Here is a 25815-nt window from a genome sequence, read left to right on the forward strand (position 1 = left end):
TTAATCCTTTAAACCTTTCAGATAGGCAATGGTAACAGGCAATTGCTGACTGTACGACGGACTTTCATCCTCGATAAAGTAGTGTTTAATTCCGGCCTTTTTTGCAGCTTTCAACACTCCGGGGATATCAATTTGCCCGGTACCTAAGGCAACATCATTTTTGGTATCGGTACCGCCGGTAAGGTCGTTAGCTACACCCTTCCGAATGTCTTTCAGGTGCATCAGCTTCATACGCGAAGGATATTTATTAATAAGCGCGGCAGGATCCTGTCCGCCGTGGAACGACCACAGGATATCTATCTCAAATGAAACATACTTGGGATTAGTATTCTGGGCGATATAATCGAACAATGTACCATCATTGTAAGTGCCAAATTCGTAACCATGATTATGGTAGCAGAAAGTTAACCCGGCTTCGCTCAAGATCTTACCTACACGATTAAAATCTGTAACAGCTTTTTTGGCATCATCCAGAATAAACTCCTTGCCATGCGGAATCCAGGCAACCATCACATATTTGGCGCCCAGTATTTTAGCCAGCTTGATCACACTACCCGGATCATTAACAATTGCGTCATACCCCGCCCCGGTTGATGGGATGCTGATACCGCGGTCATCGCACATTTTCCTGAACTCTTCGGGTGGCATCCCTTTCGGCCCTTCGCCTTCAATTTCAGTGATGCCCAATGATTTTATAGTATCCAGTACGGCAGAGGTAGCTTTTGGCATACTACTGCGAAATGTGTAAGCCTGCACCCCTATCGGGCCGGTAAATAATGGTTTGCCTTGTGCTGAAGCTTTGTTTTGTCCCAAAGCCATGACGGCTACGAGGGCTATAAAAATGGTTGATTTTTTCATGGTTAAAATTGGTTAACGATTAATAATTGCAGAATCCAGACTCACGAAGTTTTTAAAACTTCGTAAGTCTTTAGCTGCTTTGTCATTTCACTTTCAGAGGTTGCATATTTTTGCGCTTCGAAATCGTTACTCAACAAACTGAATATCCTTCAAATTTAAAATACCGTCACTCGGCTTAGAATGTTTTATCGCGAAGAAATACACATCGTGCTTTCCGCTCACGGGCTTACTTAAAGTCCCGGTTACTTCGCCGGTTTTATCCCAGGAACCCGTGGTTGAATAAGCCACAGAACTGATCACCGGCCCGGCCTGCGAATCGAGCCTCACCTCTATCTCCCCGTCATAATCCTTCGAGGCATATTTATAAGCAAACTTGCTAATGTTGGTCAGGTCAATATTCCTAAACAGTACATATGATTTATGGTTACCTGCCGACAGGTCATCTTTAAATCTATTAAAGCCTTTCAACTCATCGGCATAAACAGCCTTCTCTGCAGCATTCCGCAACACCACCATATCCGTAGCTTTCAGCGGACCAACAACTTTACCGCCCTTATCGGTATAAGATGCCAGCAGTGTGTATTCTCCGCGCGGTTCGGCATCATTAAATTTCAGATTGAGTGTTCCGGTTAAGGGCAAAGGCAATACCGGGCTCTTTTTATCCGTAAGCGAGAAAATGTATTTCACAATTTCTCGCGTATCGGCATTTGATAGTTGCGGATGCGCACTCATTACATGCTCGGTACCCCAGCTACCCGCGCCGCCCGCAATTATCTTTTTAGAGAGCTGATCAATAGCTCCCTTTTGTGTTTTGTACCGTTTTGCAATAGCTAAAAAGCTTGGCCCAACGGCAGTTTTGTTAATAGTATGGCAAGATTTGCAATCACTATTAGCCATCAGCCCCTTACCTGGATAGCTGACCTCGGTAGTTGACAAAGCCGTTAAGTTTTGTGTGGTGCTATTGGCCGAGGGCTGCGGGTTATAGATATAAAATAATTTTACCCTTTTGGAATCTATTTTACCGTCCTCCTTATCACTAACCACTACATGGTAGCGGAAAGGTTTGCCTTTCCAGATGAATGATTTATTATCAGCACTGGCTATGGCCACTTCGGGTTTGGTATTGCCAACCCTTACAATTACCGTATCCCTACCGGTTAAGCCCCCCTTATCCGTTACTTTTAAAATGGTTTTATAAACGCCCGGCTTAGTAAAAGTATAACTTGCCGATGGTGTGGCAGCCCCAACAGTTTTACCATCAAACAACCACTGGTAAGTGATCCTATCATCGTCATCTAAATCTTTACTGTTCTGGCTGCTAAAGCTTACCTTAAGCGGGGCCTGGCCGGCTATTTCCTTTTTAACAGGAAACTCTTTTAACTCCGCGGTTAAAAACCTGGTTTTGGCGAATTTATTAAATGCCGCTGTATCCGAAATACTGGCTTTGGCAATCGGCGCACGGTTGCCGGTATTGTACTCAATCTTAACCAACCGGGCATCTTCATTTTGAGCACCGTAAACCGAGCCATACTCCAGCATATACAAGGCACCATCCGGCCCAAATTCCATATCGATAGGCCGGCGGAAATCGCCGTTAGCTGGCATGAAGGCTTCGTTACGTAAATAATTCTCATCCTTATCAAACCTCAGGTCTATCACCCAGTTGCGCATCCAATCGGCCACAAACAAGGCGCCGTCATAATATTCAGGGAATTTGTTCGGGTTTTTAATATGCTTATCAAACTCATAAAAATCGCCGCCAATGGCACAGCGGCCACCCATACCCAACTCGGGAAACTCATCGGAAGCAGCATACGGATACCAGATCATGGCCGGGGTAGCAGGAGGTAGTATGTTTAAGCCGGTGTTATTCGGCGAATTGTTTACCGGTGCTTTAGGATCAAAATTTGGCCCTGGCCTGGCATTCACAAAATCCCAGTGCGAGTAAGCAAAGTTGTTGCCCACAAAATATGGCCAGCCAAAGTTGCCTGCTTTGCGCGCCTGGTTAAACTCATCGTACCCGCGTGGCCCGCGCGGTGAATCTTTACCTGCATCGGGCCCAATCTCGCCCCAGTATAAAACCGAGGTTTTGGGATTTACCGCAATCCGGTATGGATTACGGCAGCCCATAACATAAATTTCGGGCTTGGTTTTAGCCGTACCTTTCGGGAAAAGGTTTCCTTCGGGGATGGTGTACGTGCCGTCAGCCTCGGGGTGGATCCGCAGGATCTTGCCTTTAAAATCGTTGGTATTGCCGGCGCTCCGCTGCGCGTCAAGACTGTAATGCTCTGTTCCGGGGCGCTCATCCAGCGGTGCATAACCATCAGAAGGAAAGGGGCTTGAGCTATCACCTGTTGACAAGTACAGGTTTTTATCCTTATCCCAGGCCAACGAGCCACCATGGTGAGCGCCGCTCACCTTTTGTACCGGTACTTTAAGCAGGATTTTTTCTGATTTAAGGTCGAGCACATCCGCCGGACTTAACTTGAAGCGCGAAAGCTGGAAATTAAGCGGTTCGATGGTTTGCCCGGCGGGCATGTAATAAATATACACAAACTGGTTCCTGTCAAAATCAGGGTCGAGCGTGAGGCCGATAACACCCGTACCGCCTTCATAGGTGATCGGGAATTTATGGATTAATTTAAATTTATTGGTTTTGGTATTATAAACCGACAAACTGCCCAATAACTGGGTGAAAAACACACGGCCATCCTTTGCCGCCGCCAGTTCCATAGGCGAGGCAATGTTACTCACCAGCACAGTTTTGATAAACCTGGTTTGATCGGGCGCTACTTTAGAATATGATTTACCATAATCAAGCGGTTTGCCACTGCCCATAGCGTATTTGATCCCGCCGAGCAATTGCCCCAAAAACAGGGGGTCACTGTAGCTTTCGTCGGTATGGCCACAGCCTGTATAAAATGCCCGGCCGCCATCAAATTCATGATACCAGGTTATGGGATGATTGGCGCCATTGGTACCCCCATCGTAAGTGTTTTCATCGAGGCTTGCCAGCACATGGATACCGCTGTAAATAGATTTGTAATTGTACCATTCATCAGTACGCTCCCACCTTGTGGGCAGGTTAGCAGTAGCCGGCTGGCTTTTATCGGTTACATCTATTGTTGCCTTGCGAATGTTGGAATTATTGGGATGGCTTGAAAAATAAGCCCCAACCAGCTTGCCGTACCATGGCCAGTCGTACTCGGTATCAGCCGCAGAGTGTACGCCCATAAAACCACCGCCTGCCTGTATATAACGTTCAAAAGCTGCCTGCTCAACCGCATTAAGCACATTGCCTGTAGTGCAGTTAAATATTACTGCCCGGTATTTCTTCAGAATATCGTCATTAAAATTAGCAGAGTTGGTGGTGGTATCCACATCAAAGCCATTCTCGTTACCTAATTTTTGAATGGCCGCTATCCCAAACGGGATGCATAAATGGTGCCAGCCTAAAGTTTTTGAAAACACCAGCACACGCGGCTTGTCAGACGGCTTTTTAAAGGAATAGAGCAGGAAAGTTAATCCTGTCAAAAAAACGAAGGTGAGTTTTGTTTTTAATGACATGTTTGAGGTTATTATTGGTTTACATTTAATGAACAGCCATAAAAGCAGCATTAATCCCATCGCCTTGCTAAAAGGATTTATGTACAAGGCAAAAAAATATGAAATACAGTATCGCTAAAAAGGCTGTTCAACAATTGGCTAACACAATATTACTATTTAAAAAACTCACTGTGTATTAATTACACTTTTATTTTTGGCAAGAATGGGTTTGTAATTGAATTGTTACTACCATCAATACAAGAGGGGATCTGCCGGGTGCGGCGGCGCATAGGTGAGGCTTCACGGCTTCGTTCTGAAGATACGGTAAGGGATATTTTTAAGGGAATAAATTACCTTACAGCGAAAGCTCACTTCGCGGCAAGCGGCAAGCAATAACCAGATACTAAGACAAAATCTGGTTCCGGTACTGGCGCGGGCTTACCTTTTTAATCACTTTAAAAAAGCGGTTAAAGTTTGATACATTATTAAAACCGCACTCATAGGCTATATCTGTAATACTGTTATCTTTATTACTTAGCAGTTTGCAGGCATAACCAATTCTTGTTTCATTTACAAACTGGGTAAACGACTTTTGGGTACGCGCCTTAAAAAACCGGCAAAAGGCAAATGTGTTCATGTTAGCCACATCGGCAATGGTATTTAGTGAAATATCCTCCCTGAAATTATCAAAGATGTACTTAAATACCTGATCCATGCGCTTACTATCATGGTATTGATAATAGTTGATATAGTTGATACTGGCCAACAGGTTATGCTCCGGGTCTGCACTCATGATATTGAGGATCTCGAGCAGGGTGATGATCCTTTGCAACCCTTCCTGCTGTACTATCTGGTACATCAGTTTTATTACCATATCACGGCTTTTACCCTTTAGCTCCATCCCTCTTTGCGCCTTACTTAAAAACAACTCCACTTTGCGTATGTTACCAAATGCCGAAAGATTCATGAGCAATTTTGACGGATTGAAGTGAATAGATAATGAATGCGCATAATGTTCAGGGTCATCCTCGTTGGGTTGTTCCTGGGTATTATGCCAAACATGCGGAATATTTGAACCAAGAAAAATAAGCTCCCCGCTTTCAAAATAATCAACCAGATCGCCGATGATGCGCTTGCCCGAGCCTTTTACAATGTGTACCAACTGGCATTCTTCATGAAAATGGAACTCACTTGAGAAAAAAGGAAGCTTTACTTCCCTGGCAACAAACAGGTCTTCTGACTGTACCCCGTCAGACAATACGGCTAAAATTGGTTTCATTTTAACAAAACATGAAGAGAAAAGCTAAATATAAGCAAAAATACTATCGAAAGTTGCCAATTAAAGTGAAAGTAAAAAATCAAACCGCGCTAATTTTACAGCATCATACCTTATCCGGAAAGGTATAATAAACCGATTTATAAACACAAGGAACAAGATTTCATTACGGCTTTTCGGCATAGAACGGCCTGAAACTATTTGCAAAATATATTTACCTACATGTACATCAATAAAATTGAAGTTACCGACAAGCGTTTTAATTTAGGCAATGGCGCCGGTTCTGATGCAGTAAACGATTCAACCCAGTATGCTTATGCCATTTGCGAACTGCATACCGATAGTAGCGTAAAAGGCATTGGCCTGGCCTTTACCCTTGGTGCCGGTAATGACCTGGTATGCAAAGCCATACAATATCTTTCCGAAACATTAAAGGGGCGAGAAATTGAGGAACTTATGGCCGATTTTGGTTCAGTTTACCGTTCGATACTGGATTCGCCCACCTACCGCTGGTTGGGTCCGCACAAAGGTGTAATGCAGCTGGCGCTGGCAGCCATAGTAAATGCTTGTTTCGATCTTTGGGCCAAAAGCCGGCAGGTACCGCTCTGGAAACTTTTGCTTGATTTAAGCCCGAAAGAACTGGTAGCCACGCTCGACCTGAACTATCTGGAAGATGTATTGACCGTTGATGAAGCAGAAAACATTTTAAAGGGCAATTTTACAGGCCGCACATTACGCAATGGTGTTTTACAAACAGGTTATAAGGCGTATGATACATCAGTAGGCTGGTTTAATTATTCGGATGAGAAGATCAAAGAGAACGTAGCACGCGCCATTGACCGGGGATTTACCGCCATGAAGTTAAAAGTTGGCTCAGATGATCCGCAACGTGATATCCGCAGGGCAAAGCTGGTTAGAGCCGAAGCCGGCGACAAAACAACCATTATGCTTGATGCCAACCAAAAATGGAACCTGCCTCAGGCTATTTCTATTTGTAAAGAACTGAGCAGCATAAACCCTTACTGGATAGAGGAACCCACCCACCCTGATGATGTTTTGGCGCATCAAACATTAGCTAAAGAAATTGCGCCCCTTAAAATCGCTGCGGGCGAGCATATCCCTAATAAAATCATATTTAAAAACTTTCTGCAGGCCGGCGCCATGGATTTTTGCCAGGTTGACTGTGTGCGGGTGGGCGGTGTATCTGAGTTTTTGACGATAAGCCTGCTGGCAAAAAAATTCAACATACCGGTAGTTCCGCACGTTGGCGACATGGGGCAGATCCATCAGCACTTAGTGCTGTTTAACCATGTGGCTATTGGTCACGAAAACTTATTTTTGGAACATATACCGCATTTGGCCAAATACTTTAAAAATCCGGCTAATATTAGCGGGGGCTATTACGCCGTACCTGCCGAAGCGGGCAACAGCAGCGACCTTGTAACCAGCTAAAAACCAAAAATGAACCAATTATTAAACAAAATAATATTTATTACCGGAGGGGCATCGGGCATTGGTTTGGCCTGCGCCGAAGCTTATATCTGCGAGGGAGCAACCATTTTTATAATGGATGTAAATGAGCGTACCCTTTATAAAGCGCTCGACCGTTTTGGAGGTAATCATGAAGGTATTCCGGGCGATGTATCAAAGGCGGCCGACGTAAAAGCAGCTTTCGATGCAATAAGGAAACATTATGGCAAACTCGATGCTATCCATAACAATGCAGCTATAGCGCATCCATCAAAACCGGTTGATGAAACCGAAGAGGATGAATGGGATGCCCTTATGAGCATTAACCTCAAAAGCCTGTTTTGGACAACCAAATATGGCATTGATTTACTTAAAGCCTCAAAAGGCTGCATTTTAAATACCAGCAGTATGGCCGGCGATATTGGTCAAAGCCTGCATGCTGCTTATACCGCAACCAAAGGCGGCATCAATGCTCTTACCAAATCAATGGCGCTCGATTACGCGCGATATGGTATCAGGGTAAATGCTGTTTCGCCGGCCGGCGTATGGACACCATTGCTTAAACAATGGGCTGCCGAACAGCCCGATCCCGGATCAATAGAAAAATACCTTAATGAAATTCATGCATTAGGTTACTGCCCAGAGGGCGATGTAGTGGCCGATGCCGCAGTTTTCCTGCTTTCGGACGCGGCGCGGTTTGTAACCGGCTGCATTATGCCCGTAAGCGGCGGCGCCGAACTTGGATACAGACGATAAAACAAGATCTTAACCATGAACAAAACCAACAGTAACGCATCAAATACCTGGCTCCGCTGCTGATAGTGATGAGCCTGATGTTTTTCTGGAATTTGAGCCGCAATATTAATGATGTACTCATCCCCCATCTGAAACGGGCCTGCCAGCTAACTGATCTGCAATCGTCACTGATCCAGTCGGCATTTTTTGGCGCTTATTTTTTGATGGCTTTGCCTGCCGGTCGCTTTATCGAAAAAATGGGTTACAGAGCAGGGATGCTTACCGGTTTGATTTTGGCGGCTATTGGCGCCGCCATATTTTATCCGGCAGCAACCACCAGGTATTATCCTGTGTTCCTGCTGGCATTGTTTACCATGGCATCAGGCTTTGCCATACTGGAGGTTACGGCTACTCCCTATATTTCAAAACTTGGCGACCCGGATCATGCATCCAGCCGGTTAAGCCTGGCTGCAGCCGTTGGTTCAATGGGCGCTACAATAGGGCCCTTCATCGGCTCTAAGTTTTTATTGCATGAAAAGGATATCCCGGCAAGTCTCATCCAGTCATTTACCTCAGAGCAACTTAAGTCGTTTTTAAACAGCGAGGCGCACCTTGTGATTCCTCCTTACCTAACACTGGCGGGGTTGTTTATTGCCCTTTGCGTGGTACTTTATTTTTTGAAGTTGCCAGTAATTCATGAAGGCAACAGCAGGCAAAAACTCTCCGGAGTATTTAAATTCAGGCATACCATATTGGGCGTATTAGCAGTTTTTGCCTATTTAGGCGCGGAAGTTGGCGTGGTGAGTTTTATTATTCGGTATACAAAGTCCTTAAATATTACAGGTATTACCGAGCAAAAATCGGCCTTGTTTATTACACTTTATATGGCGTTGGTTTTAACCGGGCGCTTGCTGGGAGCGTTTTTGCTTAAGCAGGTTAAACCCAATAAAGTGCTTACCCTATGCAGCATAGGTGCGTTTACGCTGATATTGGTATCGGTACTTACTGGTGGTTATGTATCCATAATTTCTCTGTCGATAGTAGGGCTATTTACCTCCGTGATGTATCCTATCATATTTACGCTCAGCATCAAAAATATAGGCGATTATACAAAGGTTGCTTCGTCATTACTTATTATGGGAGTGGTAGGCGGTGCTATTATCCCGCCAATAATGGGCTTGATATCAGACCATTCAGGCATCAGGATGGCATTCATTGCGCCGCTGGTGTGCTATGTATACGTATTATATTACGGACTGAAGGGTTATGTTGTAAAAAACAAGCTTTATTCCGACGAGCCGGAAGAACCTCTGTTGACAGTAATTGGACATTAACTTTACCAAACTTACGAAGTTTTACTTCGTGAGTTTCTGAACCTTCATCCCTCTTGATGCCATGAACCATCATCAATGAACCATGAACTAAAAAAGCAACTAATACCATATTACGCAACTTTTTGCATTTCAATATTATTTTGTTGTGAAAACTACACTTAATACAACTAAATTGTTTCAGCAAGTCGCCTTTTTCCCAAAATCAAAAAATCGATGTCAAAATAGTATCGAAACAAATCAATTTAAGTGCAATTTATTGTTAATACCCTCCATATTTTTACCCTGATTATAAACACCAGCTACTAAAAGTTTACAAAACATTTTTAATCAAAAACCACAATCCAAAAAAAGGACGAAGTTTTTGAAGTGGAATTTTTATATCCAAAATTGAATGATTAAAGCTTTACTAATTACGCTATTATTGGGGTTCACAGCTGGTACTGTCTTAGCTCAAAACCAACAAATTGACGACACAGGCAATGCCCCTGCCTTATATACTATTCAACATACAGCTAATGATAGCTGGAAAGGTTTTGAACGTGTCAATATTACCATAGGCGCTCACAAAGCCTACTATGTAAAACCTGAAAAGGCGCTCGAAGGTAATCCATGGGTTTGGCGGGCTTCATTTCCTGATTGGCATACCGATATCGACAGCATCCTGCTAACCAAAGGCTTTCATGTCGCTTTCGTAAATGTTAATGATCAATATGGCAGCCCTTATGCTTTGCAGGTTTGGGATGCTTTTTATCAGTATTTAACAACTAAACAAGCTTTCGCTGCCAAAGTTGCCCTTGGAGGCGTTAGTCGTGGCGGTTTATATGTATATGGCTGGGCCAAACGCAATCCTGATAAAATTAGTTGCATTTATAATGAAGCCCCTGTTTGCAATATTCAAAGCTGGCCGGGAGGTAAACTAAGTGCCCCGGGCGATGCCGCTTTGTGGAAACAGCTGCAACAGGTGTATCACATTACCGAACAACAAGCGCTTGATTACAAAGACAATCCTATTGATAACCTTGATGGCCTTGCTGCTTTTAAAGTACCCGTTATGCACATCATAGGTATAAACGACAAGTTGGTACCTAATGCCGAAAACACCAATATCCTTGCTCAACGCTATAACGCGTTAGGCGGGCCGATGATGATATACCCGGTAACTGCCGGTCCGCAGGAGTTGAACGGGCACCACTTCCCTATTGAACATCCTGAACGCTGGGCTGATATGATCATGGGCTACAGTTATCCGGTAAAAAAAGTGCTGCCATATACCGATTACTTTATAACCCGTAGCGGCTTGGCCAACAGTCTCAGTGTATTCAGTGCAGGCAAGAAAGCTACAGTAGCTTTTTTAGGCGGATCAATTACCTATAACCCCGGTTGGCGCGAAAAGATAAGCCGCTACCTTATCGAACGCTTTCCTTTAACCAGTTTTCATTTTATACAGGCGGGGATTCCCTCGTTGGGTAGTGTACCGCATGCCTTCCGCTTACAGCGGGACGTACTTGATTCGGGCAAGGTTGATTTGATGTTTGTTGAAGCCGCAGTAAACGATAACGTGAACGGACTGGACAGCCTTACCGAGGTACGTGCACTGGAAGGCATCGTAAGGCATGCAAAAAAAGCAAATCCGCTGATGGACATCGTCATGATGTCATTTGTTGATCCGGATAAGATCAGGGATTACAACAATGGCAAAACCCCGCTGCAAATCAAAAATCATGAATTAATTGCAGAACATTACGGCTTGCCGTCCATTAACCTGGCCAAAGAAGTTACTGATAAACTTAATAACCAGGAATTTTCATGGCAATATGATTTTAAAGACCTCCACCCGGCCATTTACGGGCAGGAGCTTTATTTCGCAACCATAAAAAGCCTGCTTAATTCATGTTTTGACAAACAGCAGATTGCTGCTATTAAAGCCAATCCATTACCCAAACCGCTTAACGCGCTTAACCTCAACAATGGCCGCTATTACAGCATTCAAAATGCAAAAAATTTAAACGGCTGGGCCATCAACCCCGATTGGGCACCAAACAATAACCTGAGCACCCGCCCTGGCTTTGTACACAAACCGATGCTTATCGCTACCAAACCAGGCTCATCATTAACATTGCCCTTTACCGGCACGGCTATTGGGATGGCCATTGTATCCGGACCGGATGCAGGTATTATCAACTACAGCATTGACGGAAGCACCGAGAAAACGATGGACTTGTACACAGAGTTCAGTTCATGGATTTATCTGCCCTGGTATGTAACCTTTAGTACCGACCTCAAAAAAGGCCAGCACACGCTCAGCCTGAAAATTGACACCGATAAGAATAAAAACAGCAAGGGGAACACGTGCCAGGTACTCTATTTCTTAACCAATTAATTTTTTTAAAAAACAGCAATACGCTGTAAACGCAGCTCAAAACTTTTAATTGTCAACTTAACATATTTAAAAAATGATTAAACCTTTTACCACTGGAAAAACCTTTTACCATCTGCGCATTTAAATGGCACTTAAAACAAATAAACCCATCAACCAAATCTCAAAAACAAAAAACCATTATCAAACCAATTTTATGAAAGAATTTTACCTACGGATCAAAACCCGGCGGGAGCTTAGACGGTCTCATAAGTCTGCACCGGGTTTTTATTGCTTTGTATTATTATTGCTGAGCTTTATTTGCTCGGCGCAATTTACACACGCGCAAAGTAAAGTAACCATTACCGGCCTCGTGACCGACACACTGGGCGGTAAAATTGCAGGCGCCAACATTGTGGCTATCAACCGCAAAAACCTGGGCACTACTACCGACATTAACGGCAAGTTTGTGATAGATGCCGAGCCCGGTACTATCCTTAAAGTATCGTACGTAACTTTTATTGATCAAACCTTCACCGTTTCGGCCGGCAAACTGGTAGTAAACATTGTACTTAAAGAATCAAAACGCGGCCTCGATGAGGTTGTGGTATTGGCCTACGGCAAAAAAGAACGAAAGGAAGCCGTGGTAGGTTCGGTAACCACCGTTAAACCCGCCGACCTGAAAATACCTGCCAGTAACTTAACCAACGCGCTTGCCGGCCAGGTGGCGGGGATCATCGCGTTTCAGCCAAGCGGCCAGCCCGGGCAGGATAATTCCAGCTTCTTTATCCGCGGGGTAACCACCTTCGGCTATAAAAAAGACCCGCTTATTTTGATAGATAATGTTGAGCTTTCTACAACCGACCTTGCCCGCTTACAGGTTGATGATATCGCCAGCTTCTCGATCCTGAAAGACGCGAGTGCCACCGCGCTTTATGGCGCCCGCGGTGCCAACGGTGTAATTTTGGTAAGCACCAAAGAAGGTAAGGTTGGTAAGGCCAAGATCAACGCACGTGTGGAAAATTCCATATCACAGTCTGCCAAAACACTGCAGCTTGCCGACCCAATCACCTACATGAAGTTGTTTAACGAAGCTACCATCACCCGTGATCCGTTAAGTCCGCTCCCTTTCTCTCAAAATAAAATATTAAATACAGAAGCCACCATACGAGGCGACGCAGGCAGCAACAAGTATGTTTATCCCGCTGTCGATTGGCTGGATATGCTTTTCAAAAAACGCACAGCTACGCAGCGTGCCGACATGAGCGTAAGCGGCGGCGGTGATGTAGCCCGTTACTATGTATCAGGCTCATATAATGTTGACCATGGCATCCTGAGGCAGGATATTGCCAATAATAATAACAACAACGTAAAGTTTGAAAATTACCAGCTGCGTTCAAACATCAATATTAATTTAAGCAAAAGCACCGAGCTTATTGTAAGGCTTGCAGGTTCGTTCAATGAGTATAACGGGCCCCTTACAGCCGACGCTTCATTCTCGACAGATCTTTATAATGTTGCTGTGCATACCAGCCCTGTATTGTTCCCGGCATATTTCCCTGCCGATTCGGCCAACCGCAATGTTAAGCACATCCTGTTTGGTAACGCAGCACCTGCCAACGCAGGCTCAGCATCAAACGCCATTGCATATAACAACCCATATGCTGCATTGCTACGTGGCCATAAAAATTATTCAGAATCAAGGTTATCTGCCCAGTTAGAGTTAAATCAGAAACTGAATTTCATAACCGACGGGCTTAACTTTCATGGCTTATTTCATACCAACAGGTATTCATACTTTCAGTCGCAAATGGGGTATTCGCCATTTTACTATAATGTGAATACTTATGATAAAGCTACTAACCAGTACACCTTAACGTGGCTTAACCCACAGCCAACCGGCAATAACGTAGCCACCGAGTATTTGAGCTATTACCGCGACCCAAGCACTGATAACTTGAATACCTACATCTATTTTCAGGGTGTATTGGATTATAATCACGCCTTTGGCGATCATAATGTGAGCGCATCATTGATTGGTACGCGCCAGCAAACAGTTTATTCAGCAGCTAAAGATCCGGTACTTGACAGGCCAACCCTTCAATATTCGTTGCCTTACCGCAACTTAACCCTTGCAGGCCGTGCTACTTATTCATTTAAAAGCCGTTATTTCCTGGAGTTTAACTTTGGTTATAACGGTACCGAGCGCTTTTCGGCCAATCACAGGTATGGTTTCTTCCCTACCATTGGCGGTTCATGGATCGTATCTGACGAAAAATTCTGGGGTCAGGGCCTTTACGATGTTGTCACCCGCATGAAGTTAAGGGCCAGCTATGGTTTGGTTGGTAATGACGCTATCGGTTCGCAACGTTTCTTTTTCCTTTCGGATGTTAACCTTAATGGCGGAAACCCTGCTTCGTTCGGCACTTACAATGGTTATAGCCGTAACGGTGTTTACATCAACAACTACGAAAATCCTAATGTAACCTGGGAAACTTCGCGCCAGCTAAACCTTGGCCTGGAGTTTACTATGTTTAAAAACCTGAATATAGTAGCCGAAGTTTATAAATATCACCGTTATAATATTCTTCAAACACGTAGTTCGCTCCCTACTACATTGGGACTTGAAGCACTTAACCAATATGGAACTCCTAATGTTACTGCCAACATTGGCACGGCAGATACTAAAGGTATCGACCTGCAAATGGATTATAAGGCGGCTATTAATAAAGATGTTTGGCTGCAGGGCCGCGGCAACTTTACTTTAGCAAGCAGCAAATATGGCAACTATGAAGAGCCTCAGTATAAAGAACCTTATCGTTACCACAAAGGGCAAGAAATAAACAGGCAGTACGGCTACATTGCCGAACGTTTATTTGTTGACGATAATGAAGCTAAGAACTCTCCTTCGCAGATCTTTTCAACCAATGGTATCGCTCCGGGCGGCGGCGATATCAAATACCGAGACCTAAACGGCGATGGTAAAATTGATGGCGCCGATCAAACATTTATCGGCTATCCGACAGTGCCCGAAATTGTATATGGCTACGGTTTATCAGCCGGGATTAAAAACTTTGACATTTCCTGCTTTTTCCAGGGCCAGGCGCGTGTATCGTTCTTTATTGACCCCAGCCGTACCAGCCCGTTCATTCAAAGCCCCGATCCGTACATATATGGCAATACCCAGCTAATTAAAGCTTTTGCCGACAGTCACTGGAGCGAGGAAAACCAGGATTTATATGCAACCTATCCAAGGTTAGGTGTAACCGGGAACCAGATCGAAAACAACCGCCAAAACAGTACCTGGTGGATGCGCGACGGTAGTTTCCTGAGACTTAAATCGGTAGAGATAGGTTATTCGTTGCCGCCATCAATTTTAAAGCGCCTTAACGTAACCAAATGCCGCATTTACTTTAACGGCTTAAACCTGTATACCTGGAGCGCCTTTAAACTTTGGGACCCTGAGCTTGGTGGTAATGGTTTTGCCTACCCAATACAAAAGGTGTTCAACTTAGGCATAAACGTTAACCTATAATTTTTACAGATCAATACTTAGTATTATGAAACAATATTATAAACTTTTATTACTGGTAGGGCTTCTGGTTTCGGGCGCATCATGTAAAAAATATCTTGATGTAACACCAGATAATACCGGTACCCTCGAATACGCATTCAGGAACCGTAACGAGGCCGAAAACTACCTGTTTACCTGCTACGCAACCTTACAGCAGTTTTATGACCCCACTTCAAACATAGGTTTCACCACATCATCGGAGATCATTTATCCCAACAACCTCACCAACCACCCGCTTAATGAAAATGGCTTTAGCCTTATCCGTGGCACACAAAACAGCGCAAGCCCCGGTGTAAACTGGTGGGATGGTGAAAATGGCGGGCAGGCATTGTTCCGTTCTATCCGCAGGTGTAACATCATGCTTGAAAACATTGACAAACCTGTTGACCTTTCACCGGCTGAAAAAGCAAGATGGATTGCCGAGGTAAAGTTCCTTAAAGCATATTACCATTATTACCTGTGCCGCTTGTATGGGTCGGTACCGCTGGTAAAAACCAATATCGATATTACGGCCAGCACCGAAGAGGTAAGGGTAAAACGCTCACCGGTTGATTCGGTATTTAATTATTGTGTCCAGTTGCTGGACGAAGCCATTCCTGATCTGCCGCCGGTTATCACCAACCAGGCAAAAGAACTTGGCCGCATTACCCAATTAACCGCCTTATCAATTAAAGCCGAAATGTTGGCAACACAGGCCAGCCCGTTATTTAACGGCAACCCTGATTATGCCAGCATGAAAAATAAAGACGGCCAGGCGCTGTTTTCCAGCACCGTCGACCCGCAGAAATGGAAGCGTGCCGCTGACGCCTGTAAAGCGGCCATTGATGCCTGCGAAGCTAACGGCCTTAAATTATACACATTTGTATCGCCTCCAACGGTGGGGTCCCTGTCAGATCAGTTGCGTAATGAATTGACCATCCAAAACGCCGTTACCGAAAAATGGGATGTAAACCCCGAACTGATCTGGGCCTTAAATCCAACGTTCCCATGCCAGGGCTATGCAACGCCAAGGTTAACGCCAAAATCGGCGGTCAATATATTCTCAAACCCCTCAACATTCGCTGTTCCGATTTCAACACAGGAGCTTTTTTATACTGCTAACGGCGTACCGTTAACAGAGGATAAAGATTATGATTATGCCAACCGTTTCGCCCTGAAAACAGCAGGCGACGCCGATAAATACTACATAGCTCAGGGTTATACAACCATTAATGAGCACTATGGCCGCGAAAGCCGCTTTTATGCCAATATCGCTTTTGATGGTAGTATCTGGTATGGCAACGGCATTTACAACCAGGACCAGGCCTACCATGTTGAGGCTCGCGGTTCGGGTTCACTGGCAGGTCCAAAAGATTTGAACACGCTAAACATCACCGGCTATTGGCCTAAAAAGCTGGCTAATTACCTTTCTGTTTATGATGATGGTTTTCAGCCAATTGAATTTCACTTGCCGCTGATGAGACTTGCCGGTTTATATCTCTTATATGCCGAAACCCTGAACGAAGCGAACGGCCCAACTGCCGACGCCTACAACTATATTGATAAAGTAAGGGCAAGAGCAGGTTTAAAAGGCGTGTTGGAATCATGGTCAGCCTATTCAAAAACTCCGGGCAAACCAACAACTAAAGAAGGCTTACGGGATATCATACACCGTGAGCGTCGTATTGAACTATGTTTTGAGGCGCAAAGCGGGTGGGACCTTCGCCGCTGGAAAGAAATTCAAAATGTATTGAGCGTACCGCTGCAGGGTTGGAATATTTATGAGTCTGAAGCTGGTAACTACTACAGGCCACACACAGTGTTAACGCCGGTTTTCGGGCTAAAAAATTATTTCTGGCCTATAAAGGACAATGACCTGATTGTTAACAACAACCTGGTACAAACCACCTACTGGTAGGCGTCCCCCTCCATTTAAAAATGAATTAATTCAACATAAATAAGAATTATGAAACGCATTAAAAATTATACGATAACAACACTGGTGCTTGCAGTAGCGTTGTTTATGGCGTGCTTAAATTCATGCAAAAAGAACGACGGTTACGTTAAGGAGGTTTCGACCGATATGACCAAGCCTGCCGTGGTTACCAACGTAAAAGTTAAAAACTTTAACGGAGGTGCTTATATCACCTATGATCTGCCAAACTCAGATAACCTGCTGTACGTGCAGGCCGAGTACCGCATTAACGATAAAATTACACGCCAAACCAAATCGAGCTATTACTCAGATACCGTTACAGTTGATGGTTTTGCCAAAAGCCAGGAATACGAGGTAACGCTTTATTCGGTAAGCAGGGCCAATGTTAAATCTGATCCGCTGGTGGTTAAGGTGCATCCTGATACTCCTTTTTATAAGCTGATAAAACCTACACTAACTATCACGTCTGATTTTGGCGGCGTAAACATCAAGGCGATGAACCCTAATCAAAAAGATATAGGTGTTATTTTATTGGCCTTTGATAAATCAACACAGGCACTGGAGGTTGTAGATCAGCATTATACCAAGGTTGATACCATTAACTATTCCATCAGAGGATATCCGGCGGTACCGCAAAAATTTGGTGTATATGTAACGGATAAGTTTGGCAATATATCCGATACTTCCATCGTAAACATCACCCCAATATTTGAAACATTATTGGATAAGAGCAAATTCTCCGTATATAAAACCCCTACCGACAGTCCGACCGCATACGGCTGGGAAGTACCATATCTTTGGGATAACAAAACCGACGGTTACTCAAACGGCTGGCACACTGCTCCGGGAGCACCCGCACCCATACAGGTTACCTTTAGCCTGGGTGTATCGGCACAGTTAAGCCGCTTTGTATTATGGGAAAGGCCAAATCAGTATGCCTACGCGCATGGTAACCCTAAAGATTTCAGCATTTGGGGATCCAACGTTAATGCACCGCAGGATATAAGGCTCCCTGATTATGCTCCTGTAGGAACTGTAGTTGGCGACTGGGTTAATATCGGTAACTACCATTATCCAAACCCGCCATCGGGCCTTACACCTGGCTTCACCAATGCTGCCGATGCTGATTTTGTCGCGGCCGGGGTTAACTTTAATATCCCTCCGGGTTCAACACCTATTAAGTACTTCCGCTTCATGGTGCATGACACATGGTCAAACGGTGACTTTGCACACATGATGGAGCTTTCAATTTATGGTAACCCACAATAGGTATTAACTCATTTAGATTAAACGAACATGAAAAATATTGTCAGAATAGCTGCTTTCTGTTTGCTTGGATACCTGTTGTATGGTTGCAACAAGCAAGACACACAGTTTGAATCATACTTAAACGGTCATGAAGTTAAGTATCCGGGCACAGTGGCCAATGCCCACTCCCGCCCCGGAAATTTACGTGCCGCCCTTACCTGGAACCCGAGCTCCGATCCCAGCATAACCCGTTACGTGATATACTGGAACAATAAGGCTGATTCCATCATTTACAATTCCACCAACCACAATACGTCGGATAGTTTAACCGTTGTTATACCAAACCTGAACGAATACATTTATTCGTTCACTGTTTTCTCCTACGACTCCAAAGGCAACCGCTCTATTCCGCTTGATATCAACAATGTGAGAGTTTATGGGCCTATTTACCAATCGGGCTTATCAAACAGGGGGTATAATGTTACCAATCCATATGGAATTAGTGCCGATGGAAAGCTCACACTTAATTTCTTAAAGGTTGATACCAGCGCTCATAATGTGTTCACAAACATAAAATACACTAACAAAGCCGGGAAAGAAAGTTTCGGAAAACTTAGTGCTGATAGCATGTCGGTTACCCTTGCAGACTATAAGGCGGATACGAAGATCCAGTTCCTGTCAGCCTTTAAACCAACGGTAAATGCTCTTGACGCCTTTTATGTAGCTAACTATGAGGATTTCCCAACCATTAATTCTGTTGCTGTTTGCGATAAAAAGCTTTTCAAAAAAGTATATCTACCTAACGATGCTAAGCCTTATGAAGGAGATACTGATATCGACAGACTCTGGGATGGCAGTACAGGGCCGCAGGGCTTTCCTAACATTTTCCATAGCGATGGCAATGGCCCGTTGCCGGTAGTTATTACTTTTGATATGGGTGCGGTTTACAAGGGCCTTGTAGCCATTGAAGAAACAGGCCGCAACTGCTGTCATAATCCCGATGATTTTGAAGTATGGGGCATAGCGGATATTACCAACGCTGCTACTACCCTAAAAGCTAATGATGCGGGCTGGACTGCAGAGGCAACCGCCAAAGGCTGGAAACTGCTTAAAGAGGTTAAAAGGACCGACGACGGCAGCGCACCGTTAAAGGTAAACTTCGATCCTAATCCGCCGCCGGTACGTTACATCCGTATCAGGATCAAACACAACTCAAACAACGAAGGCAATTACACCAATATGAGTGAGCTTACCTTCTGGAATAACGCACTACTATAATAACACCCCAATGACCGGGCTGCCTGGCGGCCTGGTCATATTTTAAAAAGTATAAAGACCAAGACCTCTATAATGTTCACCCCAAAAATTCCGCAATGAAAAAACCGGCAATTATTCTCCTTTACCTGTTTTCTGTAATCAAACTCAGCTTTGCTCAGCAAACTGCATCTGTAAAAACGCCCAAAGCGGTTTTGGATGATTTTATGACCAAACGCTTCGGCATGTTTGTACACTTCGGCCCGGTAACTTTACGCGGCACCGAAATTGGCTGGAGCCGCAACAAAGAAGTAGCGCAGGATAATTATGATAACCTGTACAAGGAGTTTAACCCGGTTTTATTTAATGCCGATGCTATCGTAAAAGCAGCTAAGGATGCAGGCATGAAATACCTGGTGATCACGGCTAAACACCATGACGGCTTTGCTTTATGGCCGTCTGCTTTTACTGATTATAACATCAGCAAAACACCGTATAAGCGCGATATGGTGGCAGAATTGGCCGCAGCCTGCAAAAAGCAAGGCATACTTTTTTGTATCTATCATACCGTGCTCGACTGGCACGACCCTAACTATCCTATCCACAACCCTTACGATTCGACAAAGAATATTAAGGGCGATATGGTAGCTTTTAAAAAGCAAATGAAGAATGAGTTGAAAGAACTCATCACCAAATATCATCCCTACCTGCTTTGGTTTGATGGCTACTGGGAAAAACCATGGACCAATGCCGACGGGCAGGAGATCTATTCGTACATTAAAAGTATTGATCCAAAGGTGATCGTAAACAACCGCTTAGGCAAAGAAAGCGAAAAGCTGAACGATCAATCGGTAGGTGATTACCTTACGCCCGAACAGCGCATCGGTCAGCTGAACATGAACGAACCATGGGAAAGTTGCATCACCATTTGCCAGCAATGGGCATGGAAACCTAATGATAAAATGAAAACAGTGCAGGAATGTATCCAAACGCTGGTGAAAACTGCCGCCGGTAATGGGAACCTGTTGTTTAACGTTGGGCCAATGCCCGATGGCCGCATTGAAGCACGACAGGTTGAAACCCTGCAGCAAATGGGCTTATGGTTAAAAAAATACGGTGAAAGCATTTATGGCACGAAAGGCGGGCCCATTGCCCCTAATGATAACTATGCTGTTACACGCAAGGGAAACAAGATCTATTTGCACATATTTCAGAAAAAAGGTAATAAAATTGCACTGCCTAACCTGCCTGACATTAACATAACCAATGCCTACGTGTTGGGCGGAGCCAAAGTAAATTATAAGCTGGATGCGACAGGCTATAGTATTGACCTGCCGCAAACCTTACCCGATGCTAACAGCAATGTGATTGTATTGGAATTGAATAAAAACGCCGAAGAAATCCCTGTAATTGCCGCAGGTAAATAAAATAAAAACAGAAAACCTAATTAACATAAACATGCTAAAAAGAACGCCCCTGCTAATAACTGTAATAATAACAGGTATTACAACGTTTACTCACGCACAAACAAAACAATTAAAACTTTGGTACAAACAGCCTGCACAGCGCTGGGAAGAAACCGTTGCACTTGGCAACGGAAGGTTAGGGATGATGCCCGATGGCGGTGTTACTGCCGAAAAAGTAGTGTTGAATGATATCACCATGTGGTCGGGTTCGTCGCAGGATGCCAATAACTACGAAGCTTATAAAAAACTGCCCGAAATAAGAAGCTTGCTTGCCGCCGGTAAAAATGTGGAAGCGCAAGCCATTATCGATAAATCATTTGTATGCACGGGAAAAGGATCAGGCGGGGTACCTTTCGGTTGCTTCCAGATGCTTGGCGACCTTAACCTGAACTACCAATACAAGGGCATTGAGGGCAAAGACATAAAATACGATAACTACGAGCGCGAGCTATCATTAAATAACGCGCTTGCCAAAACTACTTACCAGGTAAACGGTGTCACTTACAAACGTGAGTACTTTACCAGTTTTGGTAATGATGTAGATGTGATAAAACTAAGCGCCGACAAGCCGGGAATGCTTAACCTGAGCATTAATATCAGTCGCCCGGAACGTGGGGCTACCAGTACAGCAGGTAACGAGCTTGATCTTATCGGCCAGTTGGATAATGGTACCGACGGCAAAGGCGTAGCTTACAAAGCAAGGGTAAAGGCGCAACTAACCGGCGGTTCATTAAGCAGCACCCCTACTTCGCTGGTTATTAAAGACGCAACCGAGGTGATCATTTATATATCGGCGGGTACAGATTTTAAGAATCCGCAATATCTCAGCAAAATGGACGGCGCACTAAAGGCCGCTATGAAAAACCCTTATGCTTCAGAAAAACAGCAGCACATAGCCAACTTTCAAAAGCTATTTAACAGGGTGAACATTGATCTTGGCACTTCAAAAGCCGAAAAATTAACAACAGACCAACGACTTATCGCTTTTCGCAACAACCCTGACGCCGATAAAAGTCTGCCGGTTCTGTTTTACCAGTTTGGCCGCTATTTGAGCATCTGCAGCACCCGTGTAGGCCTGTTGCCACCCAACCTGCAAGGTTTATGGGCTAACGAAGTGCACACCCCGTGGAACGGCGATTATCACCTGGATATTAATATTGAAATGAACCAATGGCCGGTTGAAGTTTCTAACCTGTCAGAACTGAACCTGCCCCTTGCCGACCTGGTTAAAGGGATGGTGCCACATGGCGAAAAAACAGCCAAAGCTTATTACAACGCCGATGGCTGGGTAGCACACGTAATTACCAACCCCTGGGGCTTTACCGAGCCTGGCGAAAGTGCATCATGGGGCATTTGTAAGGTAGGTTCGGGCTGGCTTTGCGATAACCTGTGGCAACATTATGATTTTACAGGCGATAAAAATTACCTGAAACAAATTTATCCGATACTGAAAGGTGCCGCCCAATTTTACAACAGTATGCTGATCAGTGATGCCAAAACAGGTTGGTTGGTCACCTCACCTTCATCATCGCCCGAAAATAGTTTTTGTCTGCCCGATGGCACACATGCCAGCATCTGCTTAGGCCCTACTATCGATAATCAGATCATCCGCCAGTTGTTCAACAATGTAATTACTGCAAGTAAAGTACTGGGTAAAGACGAGGCATTCAGCAAAACACTGGCTGCTAAAGTGAAAAAGCTCCCGCCGCCGGGTGTTATATCTAAGGATGGGCGCATCCAGGAATGGCTGGAGGATTATAAAGAAACCGAACCGCAGCATCGCCACGTATCACACCTGTATGGTTTATTTCCGGCATCTCAGATTACACCGGAAGCTACACCCGCACTTGCCGAAGCCGCTAAAAAAACTTTAGAAGTACGTGGCGACGACGGCCCAAGCTGGTCTATCGCCTACAAAATATTGTGGTGGGCACGTCTGCATGATGGTAACCGCACTTACAAACTGTTTAAGGAACTGATGAAACCTACCATCAAAACCGATATTAATTACGGTGCAGGCGGCGGTGTATATCCTAATCTGTTATCGGCGGGCCCGCCATTTCAGATTGACGGTAACTTTGGCGCAACAGCAGGTATTGCCGAAATGCTGATCCAGAGCCATGCCGGGTTTATTGATTTTATCCCATCTATCCCTGATGCATGGAAAGCGCAGGGCGAGGTTAAAGGCCTTAAAGCCCGCGGTAATTTCACCGTTGATATGAAATGGAAAGACGGTAAAGTAACTGCCTACAAAATAACTTCATCTACTCCTCGTATGGTTAAAGTAAAAGTTAACGGCGAGGTTAAAAATATTCTGGCGACCAGAATTTAATCAACAAAAACATTCTCAAGAGGAGAATTTCCAACTACAGTCAAAGAGTATTCCATGTTTAAAAAGTTTCTGCTAAACATTACAATTGTCTGCTTGCCTGGTCTGTGCTTTGCACAATCGCAGCCGTTAAGAATCTGGTTTAACCGCCCTGCTGACCAGTGGGAAGAAACCCTTCCCTTAGGTAACGGCAGATTGGGTATGATGCCCGATGGTGGCGTTAAAAAGGAAACCATCACCCTTAATGATATCACGTTGTGGTCGGGCGCACCGCAAGATGCTAATAATTACGAGGCCTATAAAAAGCTTCCCCAGATTCGGGCCCTGCTGCTCGCCGGTAAAAACGCAGATGCTCAGGAAATCATTGATAAAGATTTCATTTGTAAAGGCCCGGGGTCTGCAGGGGTAAGTTATGGCTGCTACCAAACCATGGGTAACCTGAACATAGCATTTGACTATGCCGCAGCCGATCCAAAAGATATAAAGTACACTAACTATCACCGGGAGCTTTCAGTAAACACTGCCGTAGCTAAATGCAGTTATGTAGTTGATGGCGTTACCTATAGGCGCGAATATTTTACCAGTTTTGGCGATGATATCAGCATCATTAAACTCAGCGCTGATAAACCCGGCAAGCTGAACCTAAGCCTCACTATGGATAGGCCGGAACGTTTCACCACTACCTCACAAAACAACCAGCTTGAAATGTTCGGGCAATTGGATAATGGTATCGATGGTAAAGGTATGCGTTACGTAGCAAAGGTAAAAGCCAGTTTAAAAGGCGGCAGCCAAAGCGTTACTTCAAATTCACTGGTGATTAAAAATGCTACTGAAGCTATTATTTATATTTCGGCAGGTACCGATTACAAACAGCTTAACTATGATCAAAAAGTAAGCAGTACACTGATTGCTGCCATGAAAAAGCCTTATAATCAGGAAAAACAGCAACATATTTCCAATTATCAAAAATTATTTAACCGGGTTACCGTCAATTTAGGCGGCAACTACAGGGATACCATTCCAACAGATCTTCGATTAGCTAACTTTCACAAAACGCCGAAGGCTGATAATGCCTTGCCTGTTTTGTACTATCAGTTTGGCCGTTACCTGAGCATTTGCAGTACCCGGATTGGCTTGTTACCACCTAACCTGCAAGGCCTTTGGGCTAACCAGATAGTAACACCATGGACTGGAGACTACCACCTTGACATCAATGTTCAAATGAACCATTGGCCGGTTGAAGTGTCCAACCTGTCCGAATTAAACCTACCCCTTGCCGAACTGGTAAAAGGTATGGTAAAAAACGGCGAAAAAACAGCCAAAGCCTATTACAATGCCGATGGCTGGGTTGCCCACGTAATAACCAATATTTGGGGATGGACAGAACCCGGCGAAGCGGCTTCATGGGGCATTTGCAAAGTTGGCTCGGGCTGGCTATGCGATAATCTTTGGCAGCATTATGATTTCACAAACGATAAAAAATACCTGGGCGATATTTATCCGGTACTGAAAGGCTCGGCATTGTTTTATAGCAGCATACTCATCAATGATCCTAAAACGGGCTGGCTGGTAACTTCGCCATCGTCATCGCCCGAAAACGGATTTTTAATACCTGATGGAAGCGGCAGACATGCTAGTATCTGCATGGGACCGACTATCGATAACCAAATCATCCGCGAGTTGTTCAACAATGTGATCGCAGCAGGTAAGGTGCTGGGAAAAGATGCCGCCTTCTGCAAAATACTGCAGGAAAAACTTAAAAAACTGCCGCCTCCAGGTATTATTGCCAAAGATGGCAGGATTCAGGAATGGCTGGAGGATTATGCCGAAATAGAACCGCATCACCGCTGCATTTCGCATTTGTATGGCCTGTACCCGGCGTCGCTTATTACACCCGAAGCTACCCCTGCGCTTGCTGAAGCAAGCAAAAAAACGCTGGAAGCCCGGGGCGATGACGGCCCCAGTTTTGCCATTGCTTACAAAATAGCGTGGTGGGCAAGGCTGCATGACGGCGAACGTGCTTACAAACTATTCACCGACCTCATCCATCCTACCCTTGCCACCAATATAAATTATGGCGATGGCGGCGGTATTTATCCCAACATGCTTTCTGCTGGGCCTCCATTCCAAATCGATGGTAATTTCGGAGCCACGGCAGCATTGGCCGAAATGCTGATCCAAAGTCATGCAGGTTTTATTGAGCTGCTACCATCTGTACCCACTAATTGGAAACAAAAAGGCGAGGTTAGAGGCTTAAAGGCAAGAGGCAATTTCACTGTTGATTTTAAATGGCAGAATGGCAAAATCACCAATTACCGCATTACTTCCACCCAACCCCGAAAGGTTAAAATGAAGATAAACGGTATGGTAAAAGAAGTAATGGCCCAAAAAGCGTAACAGCACCAGTTGTAAAGAAAACGTTATGATTCAAAAAAACATAACGCAAATAAATAA

The 25815-nt window shown here is 44.5% G+C and carries 14 protein-coding genes; 11 read left to right on the top strand and 3 right to left on the bottom strand.

Translation table 11 applies throughout. The features are described 5' to 3' along the window. The 3 genes from ACP26M_RS13180 to ACP26M_RS13190 form a co-directional block, all read right to left on the bottom strand. Positions 1-858: a sugar phosphate isomerase/epimerase family protein gene (locus ACP26M_RS13180; protein WP_426589505.1), complete on the bottom strand. Its 858-nt coding sequence runs from the start codon at positions 856-858 to the stop codon at positions 1-3. A 126-nt stretch (positions 859-984) separates the two neighbouring features. Then, positions 985-4425: a ThuA domain-containing protein gene (locus ACP26M_RS13185; protein WP_426589507.1), complete on the bottom strand. Its 3441-nt coding sequence runs from the start codon at positions 4423-4425 to the stop codon at positions 985-987. A 382-nt stretch (positions 4426-4807) separates the two neighbouring features. Then, the gene (locus ACP26M_RS13190; protein WP_354481593.1) at positions 4808-5683 is read right to left on the bottom strand and encodes an AraC family transcriptional regulator; all 876 of its coding nucleotides are present in this window, start codon (positions 5681-5683) and stop codon (positions 4808-4810) included. A gap of 219 nt (positions 5684-5902) precedes the next feature. Here ACP26M_RS13190 and ACP26M_RS13195 point away from each other — a divergent pair, with 219 nt between their 5' ends. From ACP26M_RS13195 to ACP26M_RS13245, 11 genes are all read left to right on the top strand, one after another. Then, a complete protein-coding gene (locus ACP26M_RS13195; protein ID WP_426589510.1) occupies positions 5903-7132 on the top strand; it encodes an enolase C-terminal domain-like protein in 1230 nt (409 codons plus the stop codon). Positions 7133-7141: 9 nt separating this feature from the next. Continuing rightward, positions 7142-7906: an SDR family NAD(P)-dependent oxidoreductase gene (locus ACP26M_RS13200; RefSeq protein WP_426589512.1), complete on the top strand. Its 765-nt coding sequence runs from the start codon at positions 7142-7144 to the stop codon at positions 7904-7906. Between the two features lie 56 nt (positions 7907-7962). Further along, positions 7963-9219 (top strand): L-fucose:H+ symporter permease, encoded by a 1257-nt coding sequence (fucP, locus tag ACP26M_RS13205; protein ID WP_426589722.1) that lies wholly within the window; start codon positions 7963-7965, stop codon positions 9217-9219. Between the two features lie 391 nt (positions 9220-9610). Next, positions 9611-11599, top strand: coding sequence for a GDSL-type esterase/lipase family protein (locus ACP26M_RS13210; protein ID WP_426589514.1), 1989 nt, complete (start codon positions 9611-9613; stop codon positions 11597-11599). 193 nt (positions 11600-11792) lie between these two features. Continuing rightward, positions 11793-15110, top strand: a complete 3318-nt coding sequence (locus tag ACP26M_RS13215) for a SusC/RagA family TonB-linked outer membrane protein (RefSeq protein ID WP_426589516.1) — start codon at positions 11793-11795, stop codon at positions 15108-15110. A 25-nt stretch (positions 15111-15135) separates the two neighbouring features. After that, entirely contained in the window at positions 15136-17046 is a 1911-nt protein-coding gene (locus tag ACP26M_RS13220; RefSeq protein WP_426589518.1) for a RagB/SusD family nutrient uptake outer membrane protein, read from the top strand. A gap of 48 nt (positions 17047-17094) precedes the next feature. Next, the gene (locus ACP26M_RS13225) at positions 17095-18333 is read left to right on the top strand and encodes a DUF5000 domain-containing lipoprotein (RefSeq protein WP_426589520.1); all 1239 of its coding nucleotides are present in this window, start codon (positions 17095-17097) and stop codon (positions 18331-18333) included. Between the two features lie 27 nt (positions 18334-18360). Continuing rightward, the gene (locus ACP26M_RS13230; protein WP_426589522.1) at positions 18361-19590 is read left to right on the top strand and encodes a DUF4998 domain-containing protein; all 1230 of its coding nucleotides are present in this window, start codon (positions 18361-18363) and stop codon (positions 19588-19590) included. A 95-nt stretch (positions 19591-19685) separates the two neighbouring features. Next, a complete protein-coding gene (locus ACP26M_RS13235) occupies positions 19686-20993 on the top strand; it encodes an alpha-L-fucosidase (protein ID WP_426589524.1) in 1308 nt (435 codons plus the stop codon). A 31-nt stretch (positions 20994-21024) separates the two neighbouring features. Next, positions 21025-23364: a glycoside hydrolase family 95 protein gene (locus tag ACP26M_RS13240; protein ID WP_426589526.1), complete on the top strand. Its 2340-nt coding sequence runs from the start codon at positions 21025-21027 to the stop codon at positions 23362-23364. A 54-nt stretch (positions 23365-23418) separates the two neighbouring features. Beyond that, entirely contained in the window at positions 23419-25758 is a 2340-nt protein-coding gene (locus ACP26M_RS13245) for a glycoside hydrolase family 95 protein (protein WP_426589528.1), read from the top strand. The last annotated feature ends 57 nt before the right edge of the window (positions 25759-25815 follow it).

The organism is Mucilaginibacter sp. R-33, assembly GCF_049949235.1.
GTDB lineage: Bacteria > Bacteroidota > Bacteroidia > Sphingobacteriales > Sphingobacteriaceae > Mucilaginibacter.